General features: G+C 70.2%; 20 protein-coding genes. 11 read left to right on the top strand and 9 right to left on the bottom strand.

The genetic code is table 11. The features are described from left to right. Positions 1–63: 63 nt before the first annotated feature. The 4 genes from OG490_RS23940 to OG490_RS23925 all read right to left on the bottom strand — a co-directional run bounded on the left by OG490_RS23940 (position 64) and on the right by OG490_RS23925 (position 5,232). Entirely contained in the window at positions 64–1,452 is a 1,389-nt protein-coding gene (locus OG490_RS23940) for an AI-2E family transporter (RefSeq protein ID WP_330298330.1), read from the bottom strand. Positions 1,453–1,612: 160 nt separating this feature from the next. Further along, the gene (locus OG490_RS23935; protein WP_330301037.1) at positions 1,613–2,329 is read right to left on the bottom strand and encodes a transglycosylase SLT domain-containing protein; all 717 of its coding nucleotides are present in this window, start codon (positions 2,327–2,329) and stop codon (positions 1,613–1,615) included. 395 nt (positions 2,330–2,724) lie between these two features. Continuing rightward, the gene (locus OG490_RS23930) at positions 2,725–4,041 is read right to left on the bottom strand and encodes a PhoH family protein (protein ID WP_330298329.1); all 1,317 of its coding nucleotides are present in this window, start codon (positions 4,039–4,041) and stop codon (positions 2,725–2,727) included. Positions 4,042–4,458: 417 nt separating this feature from the next. Next, the gene (locus OG490_RS23925; protein ID WP_330298328.1) at positions 4,459–5,232 is read right to left on the bottom strand and encodes an isoprenyl transferase; all 774 of its coding nucleotides are present in this window, start codon (positions 5,230–5,232) and stop codon (positions 4,459–4,461) included. Positions 5,233–5,360: 128 nt separating this feature from the next. On the opposite strand from OG490_RS23925, the gene mgrA reads away from it, so the two are divergent. The 4 genes from mgrA to OG490_RS23905 all read left to right on the top strand — a co-directional run bounded on the left by mgrA (position 5,361) and on the right by OG490_RS23905 (position 9,431). Further along, on the top strand, positions 5,361–6,398 hold the full coding sequence (gene mgrA, locus OG490_RS23920; RefSeq protein ID WP_330298327.1) for an L-glyceraldehyde 3-phosphate reductase: 1,038 nt from the start codon (positions 5,361–5,363) through the stop codon (positions 6,396–6,398). Positions 6,399–6,767: 369 nt separating this feature from the next. After that, positions 6,768–7,178, top strand: coding sequence for a DUF192 domain-containing protein (locus OG490_RS23915; RefSeq protein ID WP_330298326.1), 411 nt, complete (start codon positions 6,768–6,770; stop codon positions 7,176–7,178). A gap of 60 nt (positions 7,179–7,238) precedes the next feature. Beyond that, positions 7,239–7,856: an SMI1/KNR4 family protein gene (locus OG490_RS23910; RefSeq protein WP_330298325.1), complete on the top strand. Its 618-nt coding sequence runs from the start codon at positions 7,239–7,241 to the stop codon at positions 7,854–7,856. Between the two features lie 288 nt (positions 7,857–8,144). Further along, positions 8,145–9,431, top strand: a complete 1,287-nt coding sequence (locus tag OG490_RS23905) for an extracellular solute-binding protein (protein WP_330298324.1) — start codon at positions 8,145–8,147, stop codon at positions 9,429–9,431. Positions 9,432–9,636: 205 nt separating this feature from the next. Here OG490_RS23905 and OG490_RS23900 read toward each other — a convergent pair whose 3' ends face one another. Then, positions 9,637–10,272, bottom strand: a complete 636-nt coding sequence (locus OG490_RS23900) for a hypothetical protein (protein WP_330298323.1) — start codon at positions 10,270–10,272, stop codon at positions 9,637–9,639. A 174-nt stretch (positions 10,273–10,446) separates the two neighbouring features. Here OG490_RS23900 and OG490_RS23895 point away from each other — a divergent pair, with 174 nt between their 5' ends. After that, entirely contained in the window at positions 10,447–11,598 is a 1,152-nt protein-coding gene (locus OG490_RS23895; RefSeq protein WP_330301036.1) for a serine hydrolase domain-containing protein, read from the top strand. Positions 11,599–11,775: 177 nt separating this feature from the next. On the opposite strand, the gene OG490_RS23890 is transcribed toward OG490_RS23895, so the two are convergent. Continuing rightward, a complete protein-coding gene (locus tag OG490_RS23890; RefSeq protein WP_330298322.1) occupies positions 11,776–12,603 on the bottom strand; it encodes a polysaccharide deacetylase family protein in 828 nt (275 codons plus the stop codon). A gap of 501 nt (positions 12,604–13,104) precedes the next feature. Then, positions 13,105–14,691, bottom strand: coding sequence for an MDR family MFS transporter (locus OG490_RS23885; RefSeq protein ID WP_443065861.1), 1,587 nt, complete (start codon positions 14,689–14,691; stop codon positions 13,105–13,107). Between the two features lie 123 nt (positions 14,692–14,814). On the opposite strand from OG490_RS23885, the gene OG490_RS23880 reads away from it, so the two are divergent. The 6 genes from OG490_RS23880 to OG490_RS23855 all read left to right on the top strand — a co-directional run bounded on the left by OG490_RS23880 (position 14,815) and on the right by OG490_RS23855 (position 20,711). Then, a complete protein-coding gene (locus OG490_RS23880) occupies positions 14,815–15,399 on the top strand; it encodes a TetR/AcrR family transcriptional regulator (protein ID WP_330298321.1) in 585 nt (194 codons plus the stop codon). Between the two features lie 144 nt (positions 15,400–15,543). Beyond that, entirely contained in the window at positions 15,544–16,545 is a 1,002-nt protein-coding gene (locus OG490_RS23875; RefSeq protein ID WP_330298320.1) for an SGNH/GDSL hydrolase family protein, read from the top strand. Between the two features lie 81 nt (positions 16,546–16,626). Then, complete coding sequence (locus OG490_RS23870) at positions 16,627–17,367, top strand: SDR family NAD(P)-dependent oxidoreductase (RefSeq protein WP_330298319.1); 741 nt, start codon at positions 16,627–16,629, stop codon at positions 17,365–17,367. A gap of 92 nt (positions 17,368–17,459) precedes the next feature. Continuing rightward, positions 17,460–17,897 (top strand): hypothetical protein, encoded by a 438-nt coding sequence (locus OG490_RS23865; protein ID WP_330298318.1) that lies wholly within the window; start codon positions 17,460–17,462, stop codon positions 17,895–17,897. Positions 17,898–17,907: 10 nt separating this feature from the next. After that, positions 17,908–19,800 carry an alpha/beta hydrolase gene (locus OG490_RS23860; RefSeq protein WP_330301034.1) on the top strand — a complete coding sequence of 631 codons (1,893 nt, stop codon included), beginning with the start codon at positions 17,908–17,910 and terminating at the stop codon, positions 19,798–19,800. Positions 19,801–19,889: 89 nt separating this feature from the next. Beyond that, positions 19,890–20,711, top strand: coding sequence for a hypothetical protein (locus OG490_RS23855; RefSeq protein WP_330298317.1), 822 nt, complete (start codon positions 19,890–19,892; stop codon positions 20,709–20,711). Between the two features lie 71 nt (positions 20,712–20,782). Here the strand turns inward: OG490_RS23855 and OG490_RS23850 are convergent, their stop codons facing one another. Beyond that, positions 20,783–21,517, bottom strand: coding sequence for a hypothetical protein (locus OG490_RS23850; RefSeq protein WP_330298316.1), 735 nt, complete (start codon positions 21,515–21,517; stop codon positions 20,783–20,785). 241 nt (positions 21,518–21,758) lie between these two features. Beyond that, on the bottom strand, positions 21,759–22,163 hold the full coding sequence (locus tag OG490_RS23845; RefSeq protein ID WP_330301033.1) for a J-domain-containing protein: 405 nt from the start codon (positions 22,161–22,163) through the stop codon (positions 21,759–21,761). Positions 22,164–22,205 lie beyond the last annotated feature (42 nt).

The raw sequence follows: 22,205 nt of genomic DNA, 5'->3' as shown, positions 1-22,205 counted from the left end.
TAACGCACAGCAGGGCCCCCGCAGCCGTTCCCGGCCGCGGGGGCCCTGTCGTACGTTGCGGGCTCAGCCCCGCTTGTCGCCCTTGCGGGGTTCCGCCGACTCGATGACCGCCACCCCCAGGGCCGTGGCCCCGTGCGGGGCGGGGCCGACCGGGGAGAGGCCGTGGTGGAGCTGGTCTCGGGAGTAGGCCCGCAGGTAGACGACCACCGTATTGGTGACGGCGACCAGCGGGACGGCGACGACCGCTCCGCCGATGCCCGCGATCATGCCGCCGGCCGCCACCGACAGGACCACCGCCAGCGGGTGCACCCGTACCGCCCGGCCCAGGATGAAGGGCTGCAGTACGTGGCCCTCGATCTGCTGCACGGCCAGGACCACCAGGAGCACCATCAGCCCGGTGAACGGCCCCTGGGTCACCAGGGCCACGACCACCGCGAGGGCTCCGGAGACCACGGCGCCGACGAGCGGGATGAAGGCGAACAGGAAGATGAAGACGGCGAGCGGGACGGCCATCGTCACGTCGAGGAAGTACAGCCCGAGGCCGATGAAGATGGCGTCGATGAGCGCGACGAGGACGGTGCCGCGCACGTACGCGGTCAGGGTCCGCCAGGCGCGCGGTCCGGCGCCGGCCACGCCGGGGCGGGCGCTCGACGGGAGCAGGCCCAGCGTCCAGTTCCAGATGCGCTTGCCGTCGTAGAGCAGGAAGAGCGTGGAGAACATCGCGAGCAGCATGCCCGTCAGCACCTCGACGAGGACCGTCACGCCCTGCAGTCCGGCGGAGGTGATCTGCTCGGTGTTGGTGCCGATGGTCTCGCTGAGGTTCTTCGCGATGTCGTTGATCTGCTTCTCGGTCACGTGGAACGGACTGTCCAGTGCCCAGAGTTTGAGCTCGTTGATGCCGTCGCGGACGCGGTCGGAGAGCTGGTCGAGGTTGTCCATGACCTGCCAGACCACGAACCAGCCGACCAGCCCGATGACCACGAAGCCCAGGATCGCGGTGACGGCGGTGGCCAGGCCCCGCGGCATGCCGAGGCGGCGCAGCCGCACGACGAAGGGCTGGAGCAGGGCGGTGACGAGGAGGGCGGCGGCGAAGGCGAGGACGACCAGGCGGACTTCGCTGATCACCTTCATCAGGACCCACAGCATCCCGGCCAGGAGCAGCAGCCGCCAGCTCGCCTCGGCGGCCACGCGCATGCCCCACGGGATGACGGTCACCGGGTCGGGGCGCACGGGGGCGGCGGGGGCCGCGGACACGACCGGGGCCGGAGGGGCCACGGGGGGCGGCGGGTACGCGGGGGCCGGGGGGTGCGGGGGACGCGCGGGACGTTCGGGGTGCACCGGCAGGTCGCCGGAGGTCTCGGCTTCGACTTCGGCACGCCGCTCGTCGAGCCTCGCCTCCATCCGGCTCAGCTTGTTCCCGAGCCGGCCGAGCCAGCCTGCCGTCTTCGCCATGTCGTTCCCTTCCCCCCGCCCCGACCCGATTCTGCCCGGACACACCTCGCAAGACCGTACACGCGAGGAGCCCCGCACCGTAGGACGGTGCGGGGCTCCTCGGGGTTGAGGCGCGCGGGCGATCTCTTGTGCCGGCGGCCGACCGGTGGCTGTCCGGTGGCTAGTACCAGCCGTTGGCCTGGTGGAAGCTCCAGGCTCCGCAGGCGCTGCCGTAGCGCACGTTCATGTAGTTCAGACCCCACTTGATCTGGGTGGCGGGGTTGGTGCGCCAGTCGGCGCCGGCCGAGGCCATCTTCGAGCCGGGGAGCGCCTGGACGAGACCGTAGGCACCCGAAGACGAGTTCACGGCCTTGTAGTTCCAGGTCGATTCCTCGTTGATGATGTTGGAGAAGCACTGGAACTGCCCCGCCGGAACCATCTGCTGGGCGATGGCCTTGACCTCGGCGACCGTGTACGAGCTCTGGGCCGCGAAGTCGGAGGCGTCGCGGGCGGCGGACCGGCTGGCGACCTGCTCCTTCTCCTCGCGCTCCTTCTTCGCCTTGTCGTCGGCGGCCTTCTGCGCGTCGGCCTTCTTGGACTTGGCGTCCTGGGCGGCCTGGACGCGGGCTGCTTCCTCCGCCGAGCGCTTGGCGTCGGAGTCGGCGGCGTGGGCGATGGCGTCGGCCTGCTGCGTCAGGGACGCGTTCTGGACCTGGGCCTGGTCGCCGACCGGGATGTCAGTGAGGAGAGTCGTCCCCGACGCGGTCGTCTCAAGGTTGTTCGAGGCGGGGTCGCCAGTGGCAACGCCCACGACTGCGCCGACGGTGGTGACCGCCGTGGCCGAAGCCACAGCGAATCCCCGAACCGAGATCCGGCTCACACGGTGTCCTTCCAGCAGCGTCCGCAGTGACCGAGCGGGCGCAATAGTGCCCTCGACTCTGGCCTCCGTGGTGGTGCGGTCACTGGAGACGCGGGCCCGTGGGCAACTCCCTTGCGGGAGTGCCGCGTGTTGCTCCGGGCGGCATACGGCGAACGGCTGTGGAGTTAGTAGTACTGCGTGTACCTCACGGGAGATACAGGTGTGCCGTATGCGGGGCCTGACGGAAAACAGACTCTGCCGGACCTCGACGCCGCAGGGCAATTCTCCGTTGCGTGGGAAAGGTCACACCTGGCATGTCGCCGTTGTTTTCGCCAAAGCCCTGTGCACGAAGGCGCCGCCCGGCTAGGCTCCTGGGCCTTTGCCGGGCGGCGCCAACTCGCCTTCCCGCTATGGGGTTTTTACCCCTTTTCCGGTTACAGGGTCTCCAGCATCTCGGTGACCAGCGCGGCGATCGGGGAGCGCTCGGAACGCGTCAGCGTGATGTGCGCGAAGAGCGGATGACCCTTCAGTTTCTCGACCACGGCGACGACTCCGTCGTACCGGCCGACCCGCAGGTTGTCCCGCTGGGCCACGTCGTGGGTGAGAACCACCCGCGAATTGGCCCCGATTCGGGACAGAACGGTCAGCAGGACATTGCGCTCCAGCGACTGGGCCTCGTCCACGATCACGAAGGCGTCGTGCAGCGAACGGCCCCGGATGTGCGTCAGCGGCAGGACTTCGAGCATCCCGCGGCCCAGCACCTCCTCGATGACCTCGCGCCCGGCGACCGCCGAGAGGGTGTCGAAGACCGCCTGCGCCCAGGGGCTCATCTTCTCGGAGGCGTCCCCGGGCAGGTAGCCGAGGTCCTGGCCGCCCACCGCGTACAACGGCCGGAAGACCATCACCTTCTGGTGCTGCCTGCGCTCCAGGACGGCCTCCAGGCCCGCGCACAGCGCCAGCGCCGACTTCCCGGTACCGGCCCGGCCGCCCATCGAGATGATCCCGATCTCGGGATCGAGGAGGAGGTCGAGCGCGATGCGCTGCTCGGCGCTGCGGCCGTGCAGCCCGAAGGCCTCGCGGTCGCCCCGTACGAGCTTCACGTTGCCGTCGGCCGTGACCCGGCCGAGCGCCTTGCCGCGCTCGGACTGGATGACCAGTCCGGTGTGCACGGGCAGTTCCGCGGCCTCCGGTACGTAGAGCCGCTCCTCGCTGTAGAGGAGGTCCACCTGTTCACCGGAGAGGGCGAGCTCGCTCATGCCGGTCCAGCCGGCGTCCGTGATCGCGAGCTCGGCGCGGTACTCCTCCGCCATCAGCCCCACGGAGGAGGCCTTGATGCGCAGGGGGAGATCCTTCGAGACGACCGTGACGTCGTATCCCTCGGCCTGGAGATTGCGGGCGACCGCGAGGATGCGCGAGTCGTTGTCCCCCAATCGGAAGCCGGCGGGCAGGACGCTCTGGTCTGAGTGGTTGAGCTCGACACGCAGGGTGCCGCCCAGATCGCCCAGCGGGATGGGTGCGTCGAGGCGACCGTGGAGAACCCGGAACTCGTCGAGCAGGCGCAGGGCCTGACGGGCGAAGTAGCCGAGTTCGGGATGGTGCCTCTTTGCCTCCAGCTCGGTGATCACCACGATCGGGAGCACTACCTCGTGCTCTTCGAACCGCGTGATCGCGTTGGGGTCTGCCAGCAGAACGCTGGTGTCGAGGACGTAGGTCCGCCTGTCGGGCAGGCGGCTCTTAGTGCTGGTCACCACGGAAGGACGTACCCCCTCGGAAGAGGTCGGGCCATGAAGACCGGACCGGTCATCGGCACCCATGCGCGGGCCGACTTCCGGCCCTCCACTCCGTCCGTGCGAACCGCACGTGCGTCCTGGTGCAAAGGGCCTCCCGGGCGGACGACCCCATGCCGTCCGCTGAGACTCGACACCCGTGGATCGGGCGTCGACCTGCAAGGGGTATTCCCCGATTGGGTCCAGCCATGCCATGGCATATGACGGACGCTCGGTGAATCCCTGGTGAAGGCCCTGCGCGGAGGGTTCCCGGGGACACGAGGGGGCGCGCGGGGGTACGGGGACGGCGCGCCGCGGAAGGGTCCGGGCGCGCCGTGAGGTGCCGAGGGGGTCTCAGATATCCACAGGTCAGGGGCCTTACGGGACCACCTGCCGGGTGGTTCAGCTGCCGTAGCGCCGGTGGCGGGCGGCGTAGTCGCGCAGCGCGCGCAGGAAGTCGACCTTGCGGAAGGCCGGCCAGAAGACCTCGCAGAAGTAGTACTCGGAGTGCGCGCTCTGCCACAGCATGAATCCGGACAGCCGCTGTTCACCGCTGGTTCGGATCACGAGGTCCGGGTCGGGCTGGCCGCGCGTGTAGAGGTGCTCCGCGATGTGGTCGATGTCGAGGATCTCGGCGAGCTCCTCGAAGGAGGTGCCCTTCGACGCGTGCTCCAGCAGGAGGGAGCGGACGGCGTCGGCGATCTCCTGGCGGCCGCCGTAGCCGACGGCGACGTTGACCAGTATCCCGTCGACTCCGTGGGTGGCCTCTTCGGCTTCCTTCAGGACGTTCTGCGTCCCGGCGGGGAGGATGTCGAGGTTGCCCACGTGGTGGACGCGCCAGCGGCCGTCGGCGGCGAGGCCCCGTACGGTGTTCTCGATGATGTTGAGCAGCGGGCGGAGTTCGACCTCGGGCCGGTCCAGGTTGTCCGTGGAGAGCATCCACAGGGTGACGACCTCGACGTCCGTCTCGGTGCACCAGCCCAGCATCTCGGAAATCTTGTCGGCACCGGCCTGGTGGCCCTGTTCCGTGGTGCCTCCGGACGCCTTCGCCCAGCGGCGGTTCCCGTCCAGGATCACGCCGATGTGCTTGGGCGTCTCGTCATGGTCGATGCGGCCTTCCACCCGGCGTGCGTAGAGCCTGTACACAGGACGGCGTACCAGGTCGCGCAGCTTCAAGATCTTCCAGCCCCTCCGAGCGATTCCCCCGATGCGGAATGCGGTCCCCCCAGGTCCGCCACATTACTGCGCGGCGGGATCCGGTACCCAACTCGGTCCTGTCACAAGTCCGTGATAGGGAGGACAACGTGACTGAAAACAATCCCTATCGGGCAGAGCCCGCGCGCTACGACTCCATGGAGTACCGGCGCACCGGCCGCAGCGGCCTCAAGCTCCCCGCGATCTCGCTGGGCCTGTGGCACAACTTCGGCGACGACAAGTCCCTGGAGTCCCAGCGGGCGATCCTGCGCCGGGCCTTCGACCTCGGCGTCACCCACTTCGACCTGGCGAACAACTACGGTCCGCCCCCCGGTTCGGCCGAGCTCAACTTCGGCAAGATCTTCGCGCAGGACTTCGCGTCCCACCGCGAGGAGCTGGTGCTCTCCACCAAGGCCGGCTACCTGATGCACGAGGGCCCGTACGGGGAGTGGGGCAGCCGCAAGTACCTGCTCGGCTCGCTGGACGCCTCGCTGAAGCGGATGGGCGTCGACTACGTCGACATCTTCTACTCCCACCGCTTCGACCCCGAGACCCCGCTCGAGGAGACCATGGGCGCCCTCGCGTCCGCGGTCCAGCAGGGCAAGGCGCTGTACGTGGGCGTGTCCTCGTACACGGCGGAGCAGACGGCCGAGGCCGCGCGGATCCTGCGCGAGATGGGCATCCGCCCGCTCATCCACCAGCCCTCCTACTCCATGATCAACCGCTGGACGGAGGAGGACGGCCTGCTCGACACCCTGGAGGAGGCCGGCATGGGCTGCATCTCCTTCGTGCCGCTCGCGCAGGGGCTGCTGACCGGCAAGTACCTCAAGGGCATCCCGGAGGGCTCGCGTGCCACCCAGGGCAAGTCCCTCAACCCGGACCTGCTGTCCGACGAGGTCGTGCGCCGGCTGAACGGGCTGAACGACATCGCGCAGCGGCGCGGGCAGTCGCTGGCCCAGCTGGCCCTGAACTGGGTGCTGCGGGACGAGCGGATGACGTCGGCCCTGATCGGCGCGTCGAGCGTGAAGCAGCTGGAGGAAAATGTGGCCGCTCTGTCCGGAGCGGCGCTCACGGAGCAGGAGTTGAAGGAGATCGACTCCTTCGCGGTCTCCACCCCCGGCGCCAACATCTGGGCCCAGCGGGGCTGACCTGCACCTTTGCCCCAGGCCTCCTGGGGACAAAAAACGGGCCGGTCCGTGGGGGGGATACGGACCGGCCCGAGGGGGGGGTTCCACCATAACCCTTCGTAAAGCCTGCTGCGTGCATTGCCGCGAGATGATTACGCTCCGGAGCCGCCCGGCCGCGCTCCGGTGAGCCGCAAACACCCCCGGGAGGCCTGTGCGGCCTGGTCCGGGGCCCTACGGAACCTCGTGGCGGGCCCCGGGCGAGTCGTCGGCGGCCTTAGCCCCCAAGGGGGACCCGCCCCGGTGCACCGCCTTGACGCCCGCCCCGCCCGCTCCGCTCCCCCGGCCACAGGACTGGTGCCCCGGTCCGGTCGCGGCACTAGCCTGACCGCCATGGGGATCAGGGGACAGTGGCGGGACGGTGGGGGCACGCTGGTCGTCGAGTCGGCGACGGATGGGCGGGCGGTGGAGGGCCGGGCCGGGGCGGACGGGGCGGAAGTGCCCCTGGAGGTCGCGGCCTCGTACGCGGCCCGGACCCGCGGGCTGCTCGGGCGGGACGGGATCGACGGGGCCATGCTGCTCACCCCGGCCGCGAGCGTCCACACCTTCCGGATGCGCTTCGCCATCGACGTGGCCCACCTGGACCGCGACCTGAAGGTCATCGCGCTCACCACGATGCCCCCCGGCAGGCTCGGCCTGCCGCGGCTGCGCTCCCGGCACGTCCTGGAGGCCGAGGCGGGGGCCATGGCCGGCTGGGGGCTGCGCGTGGGGTCCCGGCTGCGGCTCCGTCTCACCTCGCGCTAGGCGCCATCCACCACCGGCGGTAGGTTGGGGCGGTTGAGCTGGGGTGGCATGGGGAGCGGCATGACCGAGAACGCGCACATCAAGGCGCTGGAGCAGATCATGCCGGCGACGCACGGAGCCGACGAGGACATCGACTGGCAGGCGGCCGAGGCCGTCTGGGGCAGCCGCTTCCCCGCCGATTTCGTCGCTTTCATGGGCCGCTTCGGCGCGGGCTCGATCAACGGCGAGGCGAGCGTCCTGCTGCCGCTGCCCAAGCCCGGGCTCCAGTGGGACCCGGCGCAGATGGCCGAGGAGACCGCCAACGCCCGCCAGGTCTGGGAGGCGGAGGGCGGCCGGGCCGCCTTCGACGTGGACCCCGAGTCGATCCTCGCCTGGGGCGTCACGGGCGGCTCCGACATCCTGTGCTGGCTCACGACCGATCCGGACCCGGACCAGTGGCCCGTTCTGGTCGTCGGCCGGCACACCGCCGACTCCTTCGCGGTGTACCCGTACGGCATGGGCGAGTTCCTGTACCGGCTGTGCTCCGACGAGTTCGACGTGAGCCCGGTCAGCATCACCTTCTGGGACAGCGGCCACCTCAGCTTCGTGCACTGGCAGAAGGCCCAGCGCCGCTGGCAGGAGGGGCGCAACCCCGAAACGGGCGAGCCCGACCCGTACGCGGGCGACTTCACCGACTGACGCGCCCGAAACCGACCCCCCGACCCGTTCCGTAGCCCGTTCCACGCCCGCCATGGCCGGAAACGGGCTTTTCGGCATGTCTACGCGCGTCCGAATTGTTGATCACATATCGGAAAACACCATTCGGAAATGCCGCACTTGGAGCATTGACCACAAGTGCCGACCCAATGGAACCAACCGCCCTTCCTCAGGAGAGAATTCCGGCCAACGGGCCACTGAGGGACACCACAGCCCGGAGCAACTCATAAGTAATAACGGGACTCAAAAGAAAATCAGGGGAATACACCCGTGCGACGAAGAATCTTCGGCACGTCCGCCACCGCCGTCGTCCTAGGCCTGCTGATACCGCTGGCCGGATGTGGCAGCTCCGGCGGCAGCGGCGCAGATGACAGCGGTACCCTCCGCCTCGTCGCCGCCGAATACGGCGACAACTCCGGCAACAGTTCCAAGGCGTTCTGGGACAAGGTGACGACCGAGTTCACCGCCGCCAACCCGGGCATCAAGGTGCACGTGGAGCTGCTCCCGTGGACCGACATCGACCGCGAGGTCTCCCGTATGGTCAAGGCCGGCAAGGCGCCGGACATGGCCCTCATGGGCGGTTACTCGGACTTCGCGGCACAGGACAAGCTCTATTCCGCGGACGAGCTCCTCTCGGTCACCGCGGAGGCGAATTTCCTCGGCCCGCTCGCCGACGCCGGCTCCGTCCACAACACCCTCTACGGCCTGCCCTTCGTGGCGAGCAGCCGCCTCCTCTTCTACAACGAGGGCCTCTTCAAGCAGGCGGGCGTCAGCGCCCCCAAGACCTGGACGGACCTCAAGGCCGCCGCCGTCGCGCTCAAGGCCAAGGGCGTGAAGACCCCGTACGCCATGCCCCTGGGCCCGGAGGAGGCGCACGCCGAGGCGCTGATCTGGGAGCTCAGCAACGGCGGCGGGTACGCCGACAACAGCGGCAACTACAGCCTGGCCTCCGACCAGAACATCCTGACCTTCAAGTGGATCAAGGAAAACCTGGTCACCCCCGGCCTGCTCGGCCCCGTCCCGCCGTCCCAGCTCAACCGGGCCGACGCCTTCGCCGCCTTCAGCCGCGGCGAGGTCGGCATGCTCAACGGCTACCCCTCGCTCGCCCACGAGGCGCGCGCCAAGGGCATCCAGGTCGGCACCGTCGCGATGCCCATCTCGAACAACCTGAGCCCCGGTGAGGCCCCGCCGACCGTGGGCGTGGCCGACTGGATGATGGCCTTCAAGCAGAACGGGCACCGCACCGAGATCGGCAAGTTCCTGGACTTCGTCTACCAGGACAAGAACCTCTCGGACTTCGCCGGCCGCTACCACCTGCTGCCGTCCACCGTCACCGCCTCCCGCACCCTGGCCGGCGGCGGCATGGACAACAACGACCAGCAGTTCCTGTCCGCCCTGCGCGTGGCCCAGCTCTACCCGGTCAACGACCCGTCCTGGGTGACCATCAGCGACACCATCAAGCGCAACATCGGACGCGCCGTGGACCCGGGCGGCGACCCGAAGGCCGTCCTGGAGGAGATCGCCGCGACGGCGACCGAGGAGACCAAGAAGCACTGACCCGGCCGTACCCCGAACGTCCTCACGGACAAAGGACTTTCGCCCCCTGCCGCAGCCCACCCCGCGCGGCATCATGGCTGCACGGCCCTTGATCCGAGGCCGCGGCCACGTCGCCCGCCGAGCGCCCACAAGGTGCCGGGGCGGCCGGCCGATCTCCTCCGGGGACCCGGTGCGCCCAGTGAGTGCGCCCGGTGCGGTGAACGCGCTAGCTGGCGCCCTGGTTCTGCGGGCTGAAGGCCGTGCGGTACTGCTCGCAGCTGGAATCCCAGGCCAGGGAGCCCTTGAGGGTGCCGTAGCCGGTGCGGGTCAGCGACCACTCCACCGTGTACTTGCCGGTGTCGCAGGCGATGCGCTTGCCGCCGGGAACCTTCGTACGGCCCGTGGCGGGCCGGTCCGTGAGCTCCTGGTCCATCTCCGCGGCCTTGGCGCGCTTCGCGTCGCGCAGCACCGCGTGCAGCACGATCGATTGCTTGCCGTCCTTCGTCGTCAGCACCTTCTTCACGCCCTGCGAATCCGATACCGACCACGCGAACTCGTACCCCGGCTCCCAGCGGAGGGTCTTCGGGTCCGGGACCTTGCGCGGGTAGTCCTCGGCGCCCTTGGGGCCGCGGCGGGTGACGGTCTCGTACTGGATGCCGGGCCGGAAGCGGAACTGCGCTTCCACCTTGTGCATGTCGTCCTTGGTCCACATCGACTTCATCGCCTTCTCCCCTCCGCTCGGGTCCTGGAGGTACGTCTCCGTGCCTCCGGCGGCGGCGGTGGCGGCGCCCTGGCCGAGGACCGGGGCGAGGGCCGCCGCGACGGTGGCGAGGGCCAGAGCGGCGGTGCGGGTGCGCTTCATGCCCGGACCAACGGGGCCCCGCGGCGGGCCGGAACGAGGCCGGGCGCGCTTTCACCCGTACGGGATCCGGAATATCACCTGATCAACCGCGCGTTGGCGAGTCCGAAGAAGACGTACGTGCAGAAGGCGTACGCGGGCGGACACGCGCGCACGGCGCGGATCAGGGGGAAGACGATGGCTGTGAAGGTGAACCTCGACGTGAACGGAACGGTGGCGGCCGGCTGGGAGCCGGTGCGCGAGGAGTTCGAGAGCTTCGTGGCGGCCGAGCTGATCTCGCCCGAGGCCCAACTGGCCGTCCACCACCGGGGGCGGCGCGTGGTCGACCTGTGGGCGGGCGAGGACACCGGCGCGGACACCCTGAGCGGGATCTTCTCGGTCACCAAGGGCGCGGCCCACCTGGTGGTGGCGCTGCTCGCGCAGGACGGCGCCCTGGACCTGGACCGGCCGGTACGGGCGTACTGGCCGGAGTTCACCGGCGGCGGCAAGGAGCGGCTGACGGTGCGGCAGCTGGTCGCGCACCAGGCCGGGCTGATCAATGTCGACGAGGGCCTCGACTACGAGGAGATGGCCGACGACGCGCTGATCGCGGCGCGGCTGGCCGGGCAGCGGCCGTACTGGGAGCCGGGGACGGCATACGGCTACCACGCCTCCGTGATCGGCGCGCTGACCGGCGAGGTGGTGCGCCGGGCGACGGGGCGCCGGCTGCAGGAGGTGTACGAGGAGCGGATCCGCGCGCCGTTCGGGCTGGACCTGTACATGGGGCTGCCCGAGGCGCTCGGGGAGCGCTGGCGGCCGGTCCTGGAGATGGCCCCGACGCCCGAGCAGTTGGCCGCGAGCGCTGCGGCACCGGCCCCGCCGGAGCTGCTGCCGGTGGCGTTCAACCTCCACCGCGATCCGCCGATGGACCTGGTCGCCTTCGCCAACCACCCCCGCGTACGGGCCCTCGGCCCGGCCTCGGGCGGCGGGATCGGCTCCGCCCGGGGCGTCGCTGGGATGTACGCGGCGGCGATCTCCGGGCTGGCGGGCCGGCCCGCGCTGCTGAGCCCCGAGACGGCCGCCGAGGTGGCCCGGCCGCACGGGGCGGAGCTGGGCCCGGACCGGGTGACGGCGGACGCCGACCACTTCGCGCTGGGCTTCGAACGCCAGCCGGCGGTCGGCCCGGCCGCCTTCGGCCACCAGGGCGCATCGGGCGGCCTGGGCTTCGCCGACCCGGAGACGGGTGTGGCGTACGGCTACACCCGTCGCCGTTTCGCCCACCCGGGCGGGATGGCCGCGGAGAACGGCCCCCTGACGGCGGCGGTCCTGAAGGCGGCACGGGAGAGCTAGTGCCGCGTCAGGCAGCGTTTGCCCGTAAAGGAGCGGCGTCCGGTGCGTGCTCTCGGCGTGCCGGCCGGAAGGGCTCGTACTGGACGTACTTGGCCTTTCGGCCGGTGCGGTGAGAGTGCGTGCCGGGCGTCGCAACGGGGCGAACGTTGCCTGACGCGGCACTGAACCGCCCCCCTCTCAGGCGCTGGGGCCGGTGACCACCGGGAAACCGGTGGGCCGGCCCTGGTCCTTCAGCCAGGCCAGGACCTGGTCGAGGGCTTCGACGGTCTGCGCGCGGTTGCCGCCGCCGTCGTGGAAGAGGACCGTCGGGCCGTTGCCCAGCTCGGACTTGACCGTGTTGACGATGGCTGCGGCGCCCGGCTTGCTGAAGTCCTTGCTGTCGATGTTCCAGCCGAGCGGCCGCATGCCGTTGGCGGCGGCCAGGGCCCGGCTCTCGGGGGTGAACGCGCCGCCGGGGGCCCGGTAGTACTCCACCTTGGCCCCGCCGCCCGCGGCCTCCTCGATCATCTTCTTCGCGTCGAGGATCTGCTGCTGCTGGTAGGTGAAGGGCTTGTGGTCCATCGCCGTGTTGTGGTCCAGGGTGTGGTCGCAGAGCCGGTGGCCGTCGGCGACCACCTTCTTGACCAGGTCCGGGTGGTCCTTGGCCTGCGGGCCGATCATGCAGAAGACCGCCTTCGCGTCGTACTTCTTCAGTACGGCGAGCACCTTCGGGGTCCACGTGGGGTCGGGGCCGTCGTCGATGGTGATGTTGACCGCGTCGCCGCCGCTCTCCGACGCGTGGGCTATCCCGTCGGGGACCTTCCCGACCGGGTTCCCGGGCGCCGCGGGGTCGGCGGCGTCTGCGCCCTTCCCAGGATCGTCCGACTGCCGGGAGACGTTCTGGTGGCGGGTGTCGTGGCCCCGGTCGACGACCGTCGTGACTCCCCAGATCGTGGCGGCCACCGCCGCGGCGGCCGCGCCGACGGCGACCCGGGCCCGTACGTCCTTCATGTGTGTGCGCGCCATGAACCCCATGAGCTGTCTCAACTCCCCATCCGACATCAGACGTCCGCGGCACGGAGGCACTCCCGGACACAGCCGGGAATACCTCCGTGCACTGGTCAGGACGTCGGTGGGCGAGGCGGGGTTCCAGCCGAATGGCCCATAAATTCCACGTTGTAGGACTTTGGTCCTTGATCGTCCCGATTTCCGTCCCGGCCGACTCTCCCTCCTCGCACTGTCGGTGACGGCATGTGCGGGCGGCGGAGGCGCCACGGAGGGCGGCCCACGCCCGGCGTTTGAGGCGCGGGGCGCGGGGGCGGAGCCCCCGAACGGGTCCGGGGCGGAGCCCCGCCACGCGGCGGAGCCGCACCAACTAGCGCAGCGGGAAGGGGCGGGGTGGGGGAAGGCCCCGCGCAGCGGCCGCATACGGCATACGACACGGGCCCGGCCCGGCGGGAAATCCCACCGGGCCGGGCCCGTCGTTCACGTGCAGGCTGCGGGCTGCAACAGCCACCCCGCCAGGGATCAGTGGGCGAGCGAAGCCGCCTGCGCAGCAGGGGCATCCTTCTCCGCGCCACCGCCGGAGGCACCCGCAGGACCCGCGCCCCGCAGCGGCACCTCCTTGACGAACCAGGCGGCCACGAAGCCCAGTACGGCGATCCCCGCACCAAGCAGGAACGCGGAGTGCGTCCCGGCAGCCACCGCATGCTGATACGCGTCCCGGACGACCTCCGGCAGCTTCGCCAGGCTCGCCGCGTCCAGCTGGGCCGAGCCGGCCTTGGTGGCGGCGGCGGGGCCGAGCCGGTCGGTCATGGTGCTGGTGACCTGGCTGGTGAAGAGGGAGCCCATCAGCGCGACGCCGAAGGAGCCGCCGAGGGTACGGAACAGGGTCGCCGAGGAGGACGCGACGCCCATGTCCTTCATGTCGACGCTGTTCTGCGCGACCAGCATCGTGATCTGCATCAGGAAGCCGAGACCGGCGCCGAGGACCGCCATGTACACACCGGACATCAGGCGGCTCGTCCCGGTGTCCATGGTGGCGAGCAGGAAGAGCCCGACGACCATGAGCGCGCCGCCGATGATCGGGAAGATCTTGTACTTGCCGCTGCTGGTGGTGATCCGGCCCGCGACGAGCGAGACGACCATCATCGAGAGCAGCATCGGCAGGAGCAGCAGGCCGGAGTTGGTGGCCGAGGCGCCCTGGACCGACTGCTGGAAGAGCGGCAGGTAGAGCACGCCGCCGAACATCGCGAAGCCGACGAGGAAGCCGATCACCGACATGAGGGCGAAGTTGCGGCTGCGGAAGATGTGCAGCGGCATGACCGGCTCGGCGGCCTTGGTCTCGACGTAGAGGAAGGCGGCGATGGAGACGATGCCGGTGACGATCAGGCCGATGATCTCGGCGGAGCCCCAGGCGTACTCGGTGCCGCCCCAGGTGGTGACGAGGACGGTGGAGGTGATCGCGATGGTCAGCAGCGCCGCGCCGAGGTAGTCGATCTTCCCCTGCGTCTTCTTCTTGGGAAGGTGCAGCACCGCGGTCACCATGGCGAGGGCCACGATGCCGAGCGGCAGGTTGATGTAGAAGGACCAGCGCCAGCCCATGTGGTCGGTGATGGTGCCGCCGACCAGCGGTCCGCCGATCATGGCGAGGGCCATCACGCCGGCCATCATGCCCTGGTACTTGCCGCGCTCGCGGGGCGGGATCAGGTCGCCGATGATCGCCATGACGCCGACCATCAGACCGCCGGCGCCGAGGCCCTGGATCGCGCGGAAGCCGATGAGCTGGCCCATGTCCTGGGCCATGCCGCTGAGCGCCGAGCCGATCAGGAAGATGACGATCGAGGTGAGGAAGGAGCCCTTCCGCCCGTACATGTCGCCGATCTTGCCCCAGATGGGGGTGGAGGCCGCGGTGGCCAGCGTGTACGCGGTGACCACCCAGGAGAGGTGTTCCAGGCCGCCGAGCTCGCCGACGATCGTGGGCATGGCGGTGCCGATGATCATGTTGTCGAGCATGGCCAGCAGCATCGCGATCATGAGGGCCATCAGGACGACCCGTACGCTGCGCGGCTTCACCTCCTCCGAGGTTTCCGCCGTCTTCGTCATTTCCACCATGTTCCACTCCCCTGGCGCACCCGCACCGGCCCTGGCACTTACTTGCCGCCCGGCTAGTTCACTACACTGGGGAAGGTAGACCCGTAACTAGCCGGGCGTCAAGTAAGTAGTTTGGGGAGAGCCATGTCCAGCAGCAGTCCGCAGCAGCGTCGCGGCAACACGCGGCAGCGCATCCAGGACGTCGCGCTGGAGCTCTTCGCCGAGCAGGGGTACGAGAAGACTTCGCTGCGCGAGATCGCGGAGCGGCTCGAGGTCACGAAGGCGGCGCTGTACTACCACTTCAAGACCAAGGAAGACATCATCATCAGCCTGTTCGAGGACCTGACCAGGCCCATCGACGAGCTGATCCAGTGGGCCGAGGAGCAGCCGCGCACGCTGGAGATGAAGCGCGAGGTGCTGCGCCGCTACAGCGAGGCGATGGCCGGCGGCGCCTCGCTGTACCGCTTCATGCAGGAGAACCAGGCCTCGCTGCGGGAGCTGAGCATCGGCGAGACGGTGAAGAAGCGGCTCTTCGCCCTGGTGGAGCTGTTGCGCACGGGCCAGGAGGACGCTCCCCTGACCGACCAGGTCCGGTGCGTGAGCGCCCTGTTCACCCTGCACGCCGGAATGATGTTCCTCCAGCACGTCGAGGGCGACCCGGAGGAGACCCGCCAGGCCGCCCTGGAGGTCGCCACGGACCTGATCACCCAGGCCCACCAGCACCTGTAGGCAAGGCCCCGGCAAGGCTCGCTTCCCTCCATTCACTCGATGGAGGGAACCGAACCCTGGATCGTCACTCTCCGTAGTCAAGTCGGCTACTTTTGGTGATGTGCGCTGCGGGCAGGTCGCGGCGCCCGAGCCGAAGGCACCGTCATGACACGTCTCGCCCTGACCCTCGCCACCGCCGCCGCGGCGGCCCTCTTCGCCACCGCCCTCGCACCGCGGGCACCGGCCCCGGCGGCCTCCCTCTCCTACGTGGCCCTCGGGGACTCCTACAGCGCCGCCTCCTGGGTACGCCCGTGGAACACCGACGGCTGCGGCCGCTCCGATCAGGACTATCCGCACCAGGCCGCGCGGCGGCTGAAGTTGAAGCTCACCGATGTCACCTGCTCGGCCGCGGAGGTCCGGGCCGGGCTGCTGGGGCCACAGTCCGAGCTCAAGGGGCCGCCGTCCGTGGCCCCTCCGGGAGGCTGGACCGCCAAGCCGGCCCAGATCAGAGCCGTTTCCGCGGGCACCGATCTCGTCACGGTCGGCGCCGGCGGCAATTCCGTGGGGTTCGCGGAGATCGTCGAGACCTGCGTGAAGCAGGGGTTGGCCTCCTTCGGGACGGGCACCCCGTGCACCGACCACTACACGCGGGGCGAGGCCGCCTCCAGGCTCGATTCCCGGTTCGCCGCACTGGACGCCGACTTCGCGGTCCTGCTGAAGGAGATCCGCACGCGCGCCCCGCGCGCCGGGGTCGCGGTCGTCGGATACCCGGCCGTCGTGGACCAGGCCGCGGGCTGCGGCTGGGGCTCCTGGCACCAGCTCGGCACGGTAGCCAAGGGGGACATGCCCTGGCTCGACACCCTGGAGCGCCGGGTCAACACCCTCCTGCGGGAGCAGGCCCGGCGGAGCGGCGCGGCGTACGTGGACACGTACTCCTCCAGCACCGGCCACGGGGTGTGCGCGACGGGTGAGCAGCGCTGGATGTACGGGATCAAGGACAGCCTGACCGGGCCGGGCGACCAGAGCGACCCGCCCTCCGAGCTCTGCCGGTCCATCCCGGCCCGGGGAGAGGCCTGCACGGTCCTGCACCCCAACCTCCGCGGCGCCACCCACCAGGCGGACCGCGTCACCGAGGCGCTGGCCGGGCTGGGGGCGAGGAGGGGCTGATCGGGGGGGGTGGCGGGGGCGGGGCACGGCGAGGAATCAGAATCGGAATCGGAAACACGGAGAAGGCTGAGGCTGAACGACATGCTGCTCGCCGGAAAGACCGCCATCGTCACCGGAGCCAAGCGCGGGCTCGGGCTCGCCATCGCGGAGCGGTTCGCCAAGGAGGGGGCGACCGTCGTGATGTCGGACGTCCTGGACGCGACGGCCGAGGCCGCGGAGGCCGGCGCGTTCTACGTCCGCGCGGACGTCAGCGACGAGGCCGAGGTCCGGGCGCTGATCGCCCACACCGTCGCGGAACACGGCGGGGTGGACATCCTGGTCAACAACGCCGGGATCGAATTCGCGAAGACCATCCTCGACACGACCGTCGAGGAGTGGGACCGGCTGATGTCGGTGAACATGCGCGGGGTGTTCCTCTGCTCCAAGCACGCCGTGCCGGTCATGGCCGCCCGGGGCGGCGGGGTCATCGTCAACCTGGCCTCCGAGCTCGGCGTGGTCGGTGACGCGGGCGTGGCGGCGTACTGCGCCTCCAAGGGCGGGGTGATCCAGCTGACGAAGGCCACCGCCATCGACCACGCGAGGGCAGGCATCCGGATCAACGCGCTGTGCCCGGGGCCGATTTCCACCGAACTGTTGGAGGACGTCTTCCGCTCCAGCCCGGATCCGGAGGCCATGCGCCGGGACTTCGAGAACCGCACCCTCCTCGGGCGACTCGGTCGACCGGACGAGGTCGCTTCGGCGGCGCTGTTCCTGGCCTCGGACATGTCCTCGAACATGACCGGCGCCAACCTGATCCTCGACGGCGGCTGGACCACCCGATGACGGGGCTCGAAATGCTCGACACCCCCTTGTTCGGTCTTCGCAAGCGCATACGATGGCGTGCTTGATCGGCTATAGGGGCGGGGGACGTGTACATGGGGCTCAGCCCTGAGTGGGAGAAGCTGTTCGGGCCCGTGCCCGGTTCGGGGCCGGCATCGGATTCCGGCGCGCAGATGACGCTGGCATCGGCCGCCACGCCGGGCGGAGGCGGTGGTGGTGGCGATGGGCTCGATGTGCAGCACGGGCCCTGGACCACCGCGGCCGGGGTGTCGGGGGAGCTGACCGGTGCCACCAACGCGGCCGTGACCCGGCTGGAGACCTCGCACGAGGGCGTCGTGGCCACGCTCGAGGGCTTCATGCTCCCGGCGATCCTCGGCGAGGTCCGCACCTCCTGGAAGGAGCGGCTGGAGGACGTCCGCGCCGAGTGCACCCGCATGGAGGCCTCCTTGAGGACCGCGGGCAAGGAGTTCGGCGAGGTCGACCACCGGGTCAAGGGCGGATTCGACGGCGTGCACCCCGGCAAGGAGCAGTGACGGCCCCGTGATGACCTGGCAGCACCTCAAGGACCTCAAGCTCATAGAGTTCGAGCAGGCCGCCGACGGCTGGGGCGATGTCGGCAGCCGCGCCTACGCGGCCAAGGAGCGCGTCGAGAACGAGATGCTCGGCAAGCTCCGCAACAGCCAGCAGGGCGCGACGGCCGACGCCGCCCTGGGCGACCTGGCCCGGCTGTCCCGCAACTACCAGTACATACACGCCGAGTGCGGGCTCATCCGTACCGCCCTGAACGGGTTCGCCAGCGACGTGGCCGAGCCGCGCAGCCGCCTGAACTCCGCCCTCCATGACGCCGACGCCCTCGGCTTCACCGTGCACCAGGACGGCTCGGTGTCCTACCCGCCGATCGCCGGACCCCCGACCAGCCCGTCCGCGAAGCTTCCCGAGGGGGGCACGGCGGCCGCCCCGAAGGGCCCCACGCTGTTCCCCGGGCCGACCGGCGGACCGCTGCTGCCGAGCCAGAACAGCCCGCTGTTCCCCGGCGGCAACCACGGGTCGTTCCTGGAGACCAACCCGAACAAGGCCAAGGCCGAGGCCATCGCGGACCACATCGCCTCCGCCGTCCGCGCGGCGGCGGAGATAGACACCCGCTACCGCACGGTCCTCTCCGAGCTCAAGGCCGAACGCGGCCTGAAGGTCGACGACGCCGTCTGGGCCGACGCGGCCAAGGACCTCCAGCACACCCGCGACGCGGCCGGTTCGTACCTCAAGGACTCGGACATCCCGCACGGCAAGTCCCCCGCCGAGAACACCGCCTGGTGGAACGGCCTCGACCAGGAGCGGCGCGACGAGTACGTCTCGCTCTACCCGGCGAGCGTCGGCGCCCTGGACGGCATCCCTTCGGAGATCCGCGACACGGCCAACCGCGTCGTCCTCGCCGAGACCCACGGCACGGTCCAGACGGACCTGAACGCGCTGCGCGCGAAGGAACCGCCCCGCTACGAGCCCTACATCAGCCCGATCACCGGCCGCGAGGTCAAGGGCGCGCAGATCGAGTCCAAGGCCTGGAAGGACTGGAACGGCAAGCAGAAGGAACTGCAAGGCCGCCTGAACGGCATGGACCAGATCCAGCAGCGCCTGACTTCCCCCAAGCCCGGCCGTCCCGAGGGTTACCTGTTGGGCTTCGACAACAGCAAGCTCGGCAAGGCCATCGTCTCCATCGGCAACCCGGACACCGCCGACAACGTGGTGACGTACGTACCGGGCACGGGGGCGAAGCTTTCGAACATCGGCGGGGACCTCGAGCGGGCCGAGGACCTTCAGAGGGCAGCGACACGCTCGGACGCCGGTCACCAGACCGCTTCCCTGCTCTGGCTCGGTTACGACGCCCCCCAGAACGTCCTCACGGACGCCACGAGCGACAGCTACGCCAACGACGCGAAGGATCCACTCGGCCGGTTCCTCACCGGAATCGACACCGCGCACACCGGCGGACCGGTGAACTCCACCGTCCTGGGCCACAGCTACGGCACGCTCGTCGCCGGCCAGGCGTTGGCAGCCCATCCCGACATCCCCGTGGACAACGTCATCTTCGTGGGCAGTCCGGGCGTCGGCGTGGACCACGCCAAGGACCTGGGCATCCCTCCGGACCACGTGTGGGCGGCGACCGCCGAAAACGACCCCATCAACCTGGCGCCCTCCACGAGCGAGGTCGTCGGCGCGCTACTTCCGGCCATGAACCCGGGGGGCTTCCTCGACCTCATAGACGACCACACCATCCTCTACGGGACCGACCCCACCACGGATGATTTCGGCGGGCGGACGTTCGACGTTCCGCCGGGCAAGGAGATCGGGTTGAAGGACGGCGCCCCGGCGCATTCCCAGTACTGGGACCCCGAGCCCCTCGGGCAGCTGGCCGGCATCGTGACTGGGAAGAAGAAATGACCGTACGTAAAGCACTGTCCGTCGTGGCGCTGGGTCTCGTCCTCGTTTTGGCGGGATGCACAGGAGCAGGGAAGCAGGAGAGGTTCTCGATGGACGATCAGCAGGCAGTCGCACGCGCGGAAGAGCTGGTCCAGCAGGCCCTGGCCGTCATGTCACCGAAGCCCACGCCGAAGCAGGACGGTCGCTACGGCGCCGGCACCTGCCTCGCCGACTCGGGTTCCACTGACCGCCACCAGGTGCACATCAGCTACGACTTCAAAGAGGTCCCGGGCTCCGCGGGGCGGCAGCTCGTCCGGCAGGTCCGTGACGCGTGGGTCGCCTTGGGCTACAAGTTCCAGGACGGCACTTCCGACGGCGACTGGTCGGACCCGGGCGCCACTGTCCACATGCGCACCGCGTCGGACGACTACTGGATGACGATGGGCAACAGCGTCACGAACGAGACGACGGGCGAGGGAGTCGCCTACATCATCGTCACCTCCCCCTGCTACGTCCCGAAGACCGCGGACGGCAGCCCCTCCCCCTCCGCGCAGGGCCTGTCCTCGGTCACGGCGGACGAGGCTTCCGAGCAGCGGGTCCTGGCGCACTCCAGCCGGATCTACGACGCCCTGCGCGTCCCGCACTCCGCGACGGCCGGCGCGCAGCTGCGTACGGTCGAGGACGGCGGTGCCACCTACGTCCACCACGCCTGGGCCACCGAGCCGCTGGCAGCCGACCGGGCGGCGCGGGCCTTCGAGCGGACCCGGGAGTACCTCACGGGGGCCGACTGGCGCGTACGCACCGCCCCCGGACGGCTGGTCGCGCTCCACCCGGCGGACGAGGTGACGGCCCAACTGGTCTCCGCACCGGACGGCGCCCTCCAGATCGGCGTCACCGGCCCGGCGGTTCCGGTGCTCCGGACCGAGGCCTGAGCGCCGGAACGGCCGGGGGGTGAGGCGCTCGCGGATGCGGGCGCCTCACCCCCTTCGGGACCGGGCTGGTGTCAGGCCTTGCCCTTGAGGGCGGTCACCAGCTGGTTCGTCAGCTTGGTCGCGCCCGCCGCGCCCTTGTCGGTGCCGCTGCTGACGAGCACGGTCACCACCGAGGTGCCGACCCGCGAGGCCACCAGCGTGGTGCCGCCCTTCCAGCCGGGGCTGGTCAGGGTGATGGCGAAGGCGCCGTCGCCCACGCCCTCCAGGGGCTTCTCGGTGACCGTCACCTTGCTGTGGGTGTCGGCGTCGGTGTAGCTCGGGCAGGCCTTGGAGATCATGCCGAGCGCGGCGAGGACGGTCTCGGAGGTCTTGTCGCGGTAGACGTCGATCTCCTGGGCCTGCTCGGAGGAGGAGTCCTTGTTCACGTAGGAGTCCTGCGCGAAGGAGACTCCGGAGATCCCGGTGATCTCGATCCACGAAGTCCCGCCGAGCTTGGTGCAGTCGGGGGTGGGGACGGAGGCGGTCTCGGGCAGCTGGTAGGTGTCGCCGGTGTCGCGCGCGGTGGCCGGGTCGGCGGCGTAGCCCTCGGCGAAGAACGTGGCGGGCGCGAGCGCCGCCTTGAGCTGCGTACCCGTCAGCAGGCCCTTGTTGGGGCCGTCGTCGGCGGCCGCGGCGGAGGGCTTCGCGGCGGCCGGCGAGCTCGCGGCCGGCGCGGCGGCCTTCGAGCCGTCGGGGGAACACGCGACCAGCGCGAGCGGGAGCGCCGCGACGGCGAGCAGCTTGGCGGTGGGGGATATCAGACGCACGGTGTGGTTCGACCTCTGTGTTCGCAGGCACGGCGCGCCGAATCGCCCCGGGCGCCGCGAGTTGGCTGGTCCCGGACGGGCCCCGGCCCTCGGACCGGTCCGGATCAGCTGGGGGACCCGCGCATCACATCGGGTAACCGGGGGTGGGACAAGGGGCCGGCACATGTCTTTACCTGCGGTTATGAAAGATTTTCCCAAACCGGACCGACTTCGTCCGGTTAGTGCCGGGCCCCCGACCGGCCTAGCGGTCTTCCCGCTCCTCGCGCCATTCCGTCAGCACGGCTTCGACGTCGAACTCCGTCAGGTTCAACGGCGGTCCGGGCGGCGGCCTGCGCAGGGCCGCCCGGATCTTGTCGTTGACCTCCGCCAGGATCTCGCGGACGCGGCGCTCGGTGCGGGCCGCCCGGACCGCTTCCCGCGCGTCCTCGGCCTCCTTGCGGAGCGCGAGCGCCGGCGGGAGGACCGCGAAGCCCTCGCCGTGGAGCTTTCCCTTGATCCACCACAGTTCGTCGTACGGGGCGTCGAGCGAGGCCAGCGGCTTGCCGAAGCCGGGCAGCTCCTCGAACTCACCGCGCTCGGCGGCCTGCCTGATCTGCCGGTCCACGAAGGACTCGAAGCTGACGCCGGGCGGTTTGCGGTCGGTCACCATGCCTCCTCGGGGGCATCGGGAGTCCCTGCCAGCATATCG

The organism is Streptomyces sp. NBC_00503 (assembly GCF_036346895.1).
Classification (GTDB): Bacteria; Actinomycetota; Actinomycetes; order Streptomycetales; family Streptomycetaceae; genus Streptomyces.
Note: the sequence above shows the minus strand (reverse complement) of the source record. Positions and strands in the feature narration are given on the sequence as shown.

Bases quoted from the DNA above. Each gene is read 5' to 3' on its own strand.
- OG490_RS23940 (WP_330298330.1), bottom strand. From the start codon at position 1,452: ATGGCGAAGACGGCAGGCTGGCTCGGCCGGCTCGGGAACAAGCTGAGC.
- OG490_RS23915 (WP_330298326.1), top strand. From the start codon at position 6,768: ATGGGGATCAGGGGACAGTGGCGGGACGGTGGGGGCACGCTGGTCGTC.
- OG490_RS23910 (WP_330298325.1), top strand. From the start codon at position 7,239: ATGACCGAGAACGCGCACATCAAGGCGCTGGAGCAGATCATGCCGGCG.
- OG490_RS23900 (WP_330298323.1), bottom strand. From the start codon at position 10,272: ATGAAGCGCACCCGCACCGCCGCTCTGGCCCTCGCCACCGTCGCGGCG.
- OG490_RS23895 (WP_330301036.1), top strand. From the start codon at position 10,447: ATGGCTGTGAAGGTGAACCTCGACGTGAACGGAACGGTGGCGGCCGGC.
- OG490_RS23890 (WP_330298322.1), bottom strand. From the start codon at position 12,603: ATGGCGCGCACACACATGAAGGACGTACGGGCCCGGGTCGCCGTCGGC.
- OG490_RS23885 (WP_443065861.1), bottom strand. From the start codon at position 14,691: ATGGTGGAAATGACGAAGACGGCGGAAACCTCGGAGGAGGTGAAGCCG.
- OG490_RS23880 (WP_330298321.1), top strand. From the start codon at position 14,815: ATGTCCAGCAGCAGTCCGCAGCAGCGTCGCGGCAACACGCGGCAGCGC.
- OG490_RS23875 (WP_330298320.1), top strand. From the start codon at position 15,544: ATGACACGTCTCGCCCTGACCCTCGCCACCGCCGCCGCGGCGGCCCTC.
- OG490_RS23870 (WP_330298319.1), top strand. From the start codon at position 16,627: ATGCTGCTCGCCGGAAAGACCGCCATCGTCACCGGAGCCAAGCGCGGG.
- OG490_RS23865 (WP_330298318.1), top strand. From the start codon at position 17,460: ATGGGGCTCAGCCCTGAGTGGGAGAAGCTGTTCGGGCCCGTGCCCGGT.
- OG490_RS23860 (WP_330301034.1), top strand. From the start codon at position 17,908: ATGACCTGGCAGCACCTCAAGGACCTCAAGCTCATAGAGTTCGAGCAG.
- OG490_RS23855 (WP_330298317.1), top strand. From the start codon at position 19,890: ATGGACGATCAGCAGGCAGTCGCACGCGCGGAAGAGCTGGTCCAGCAG.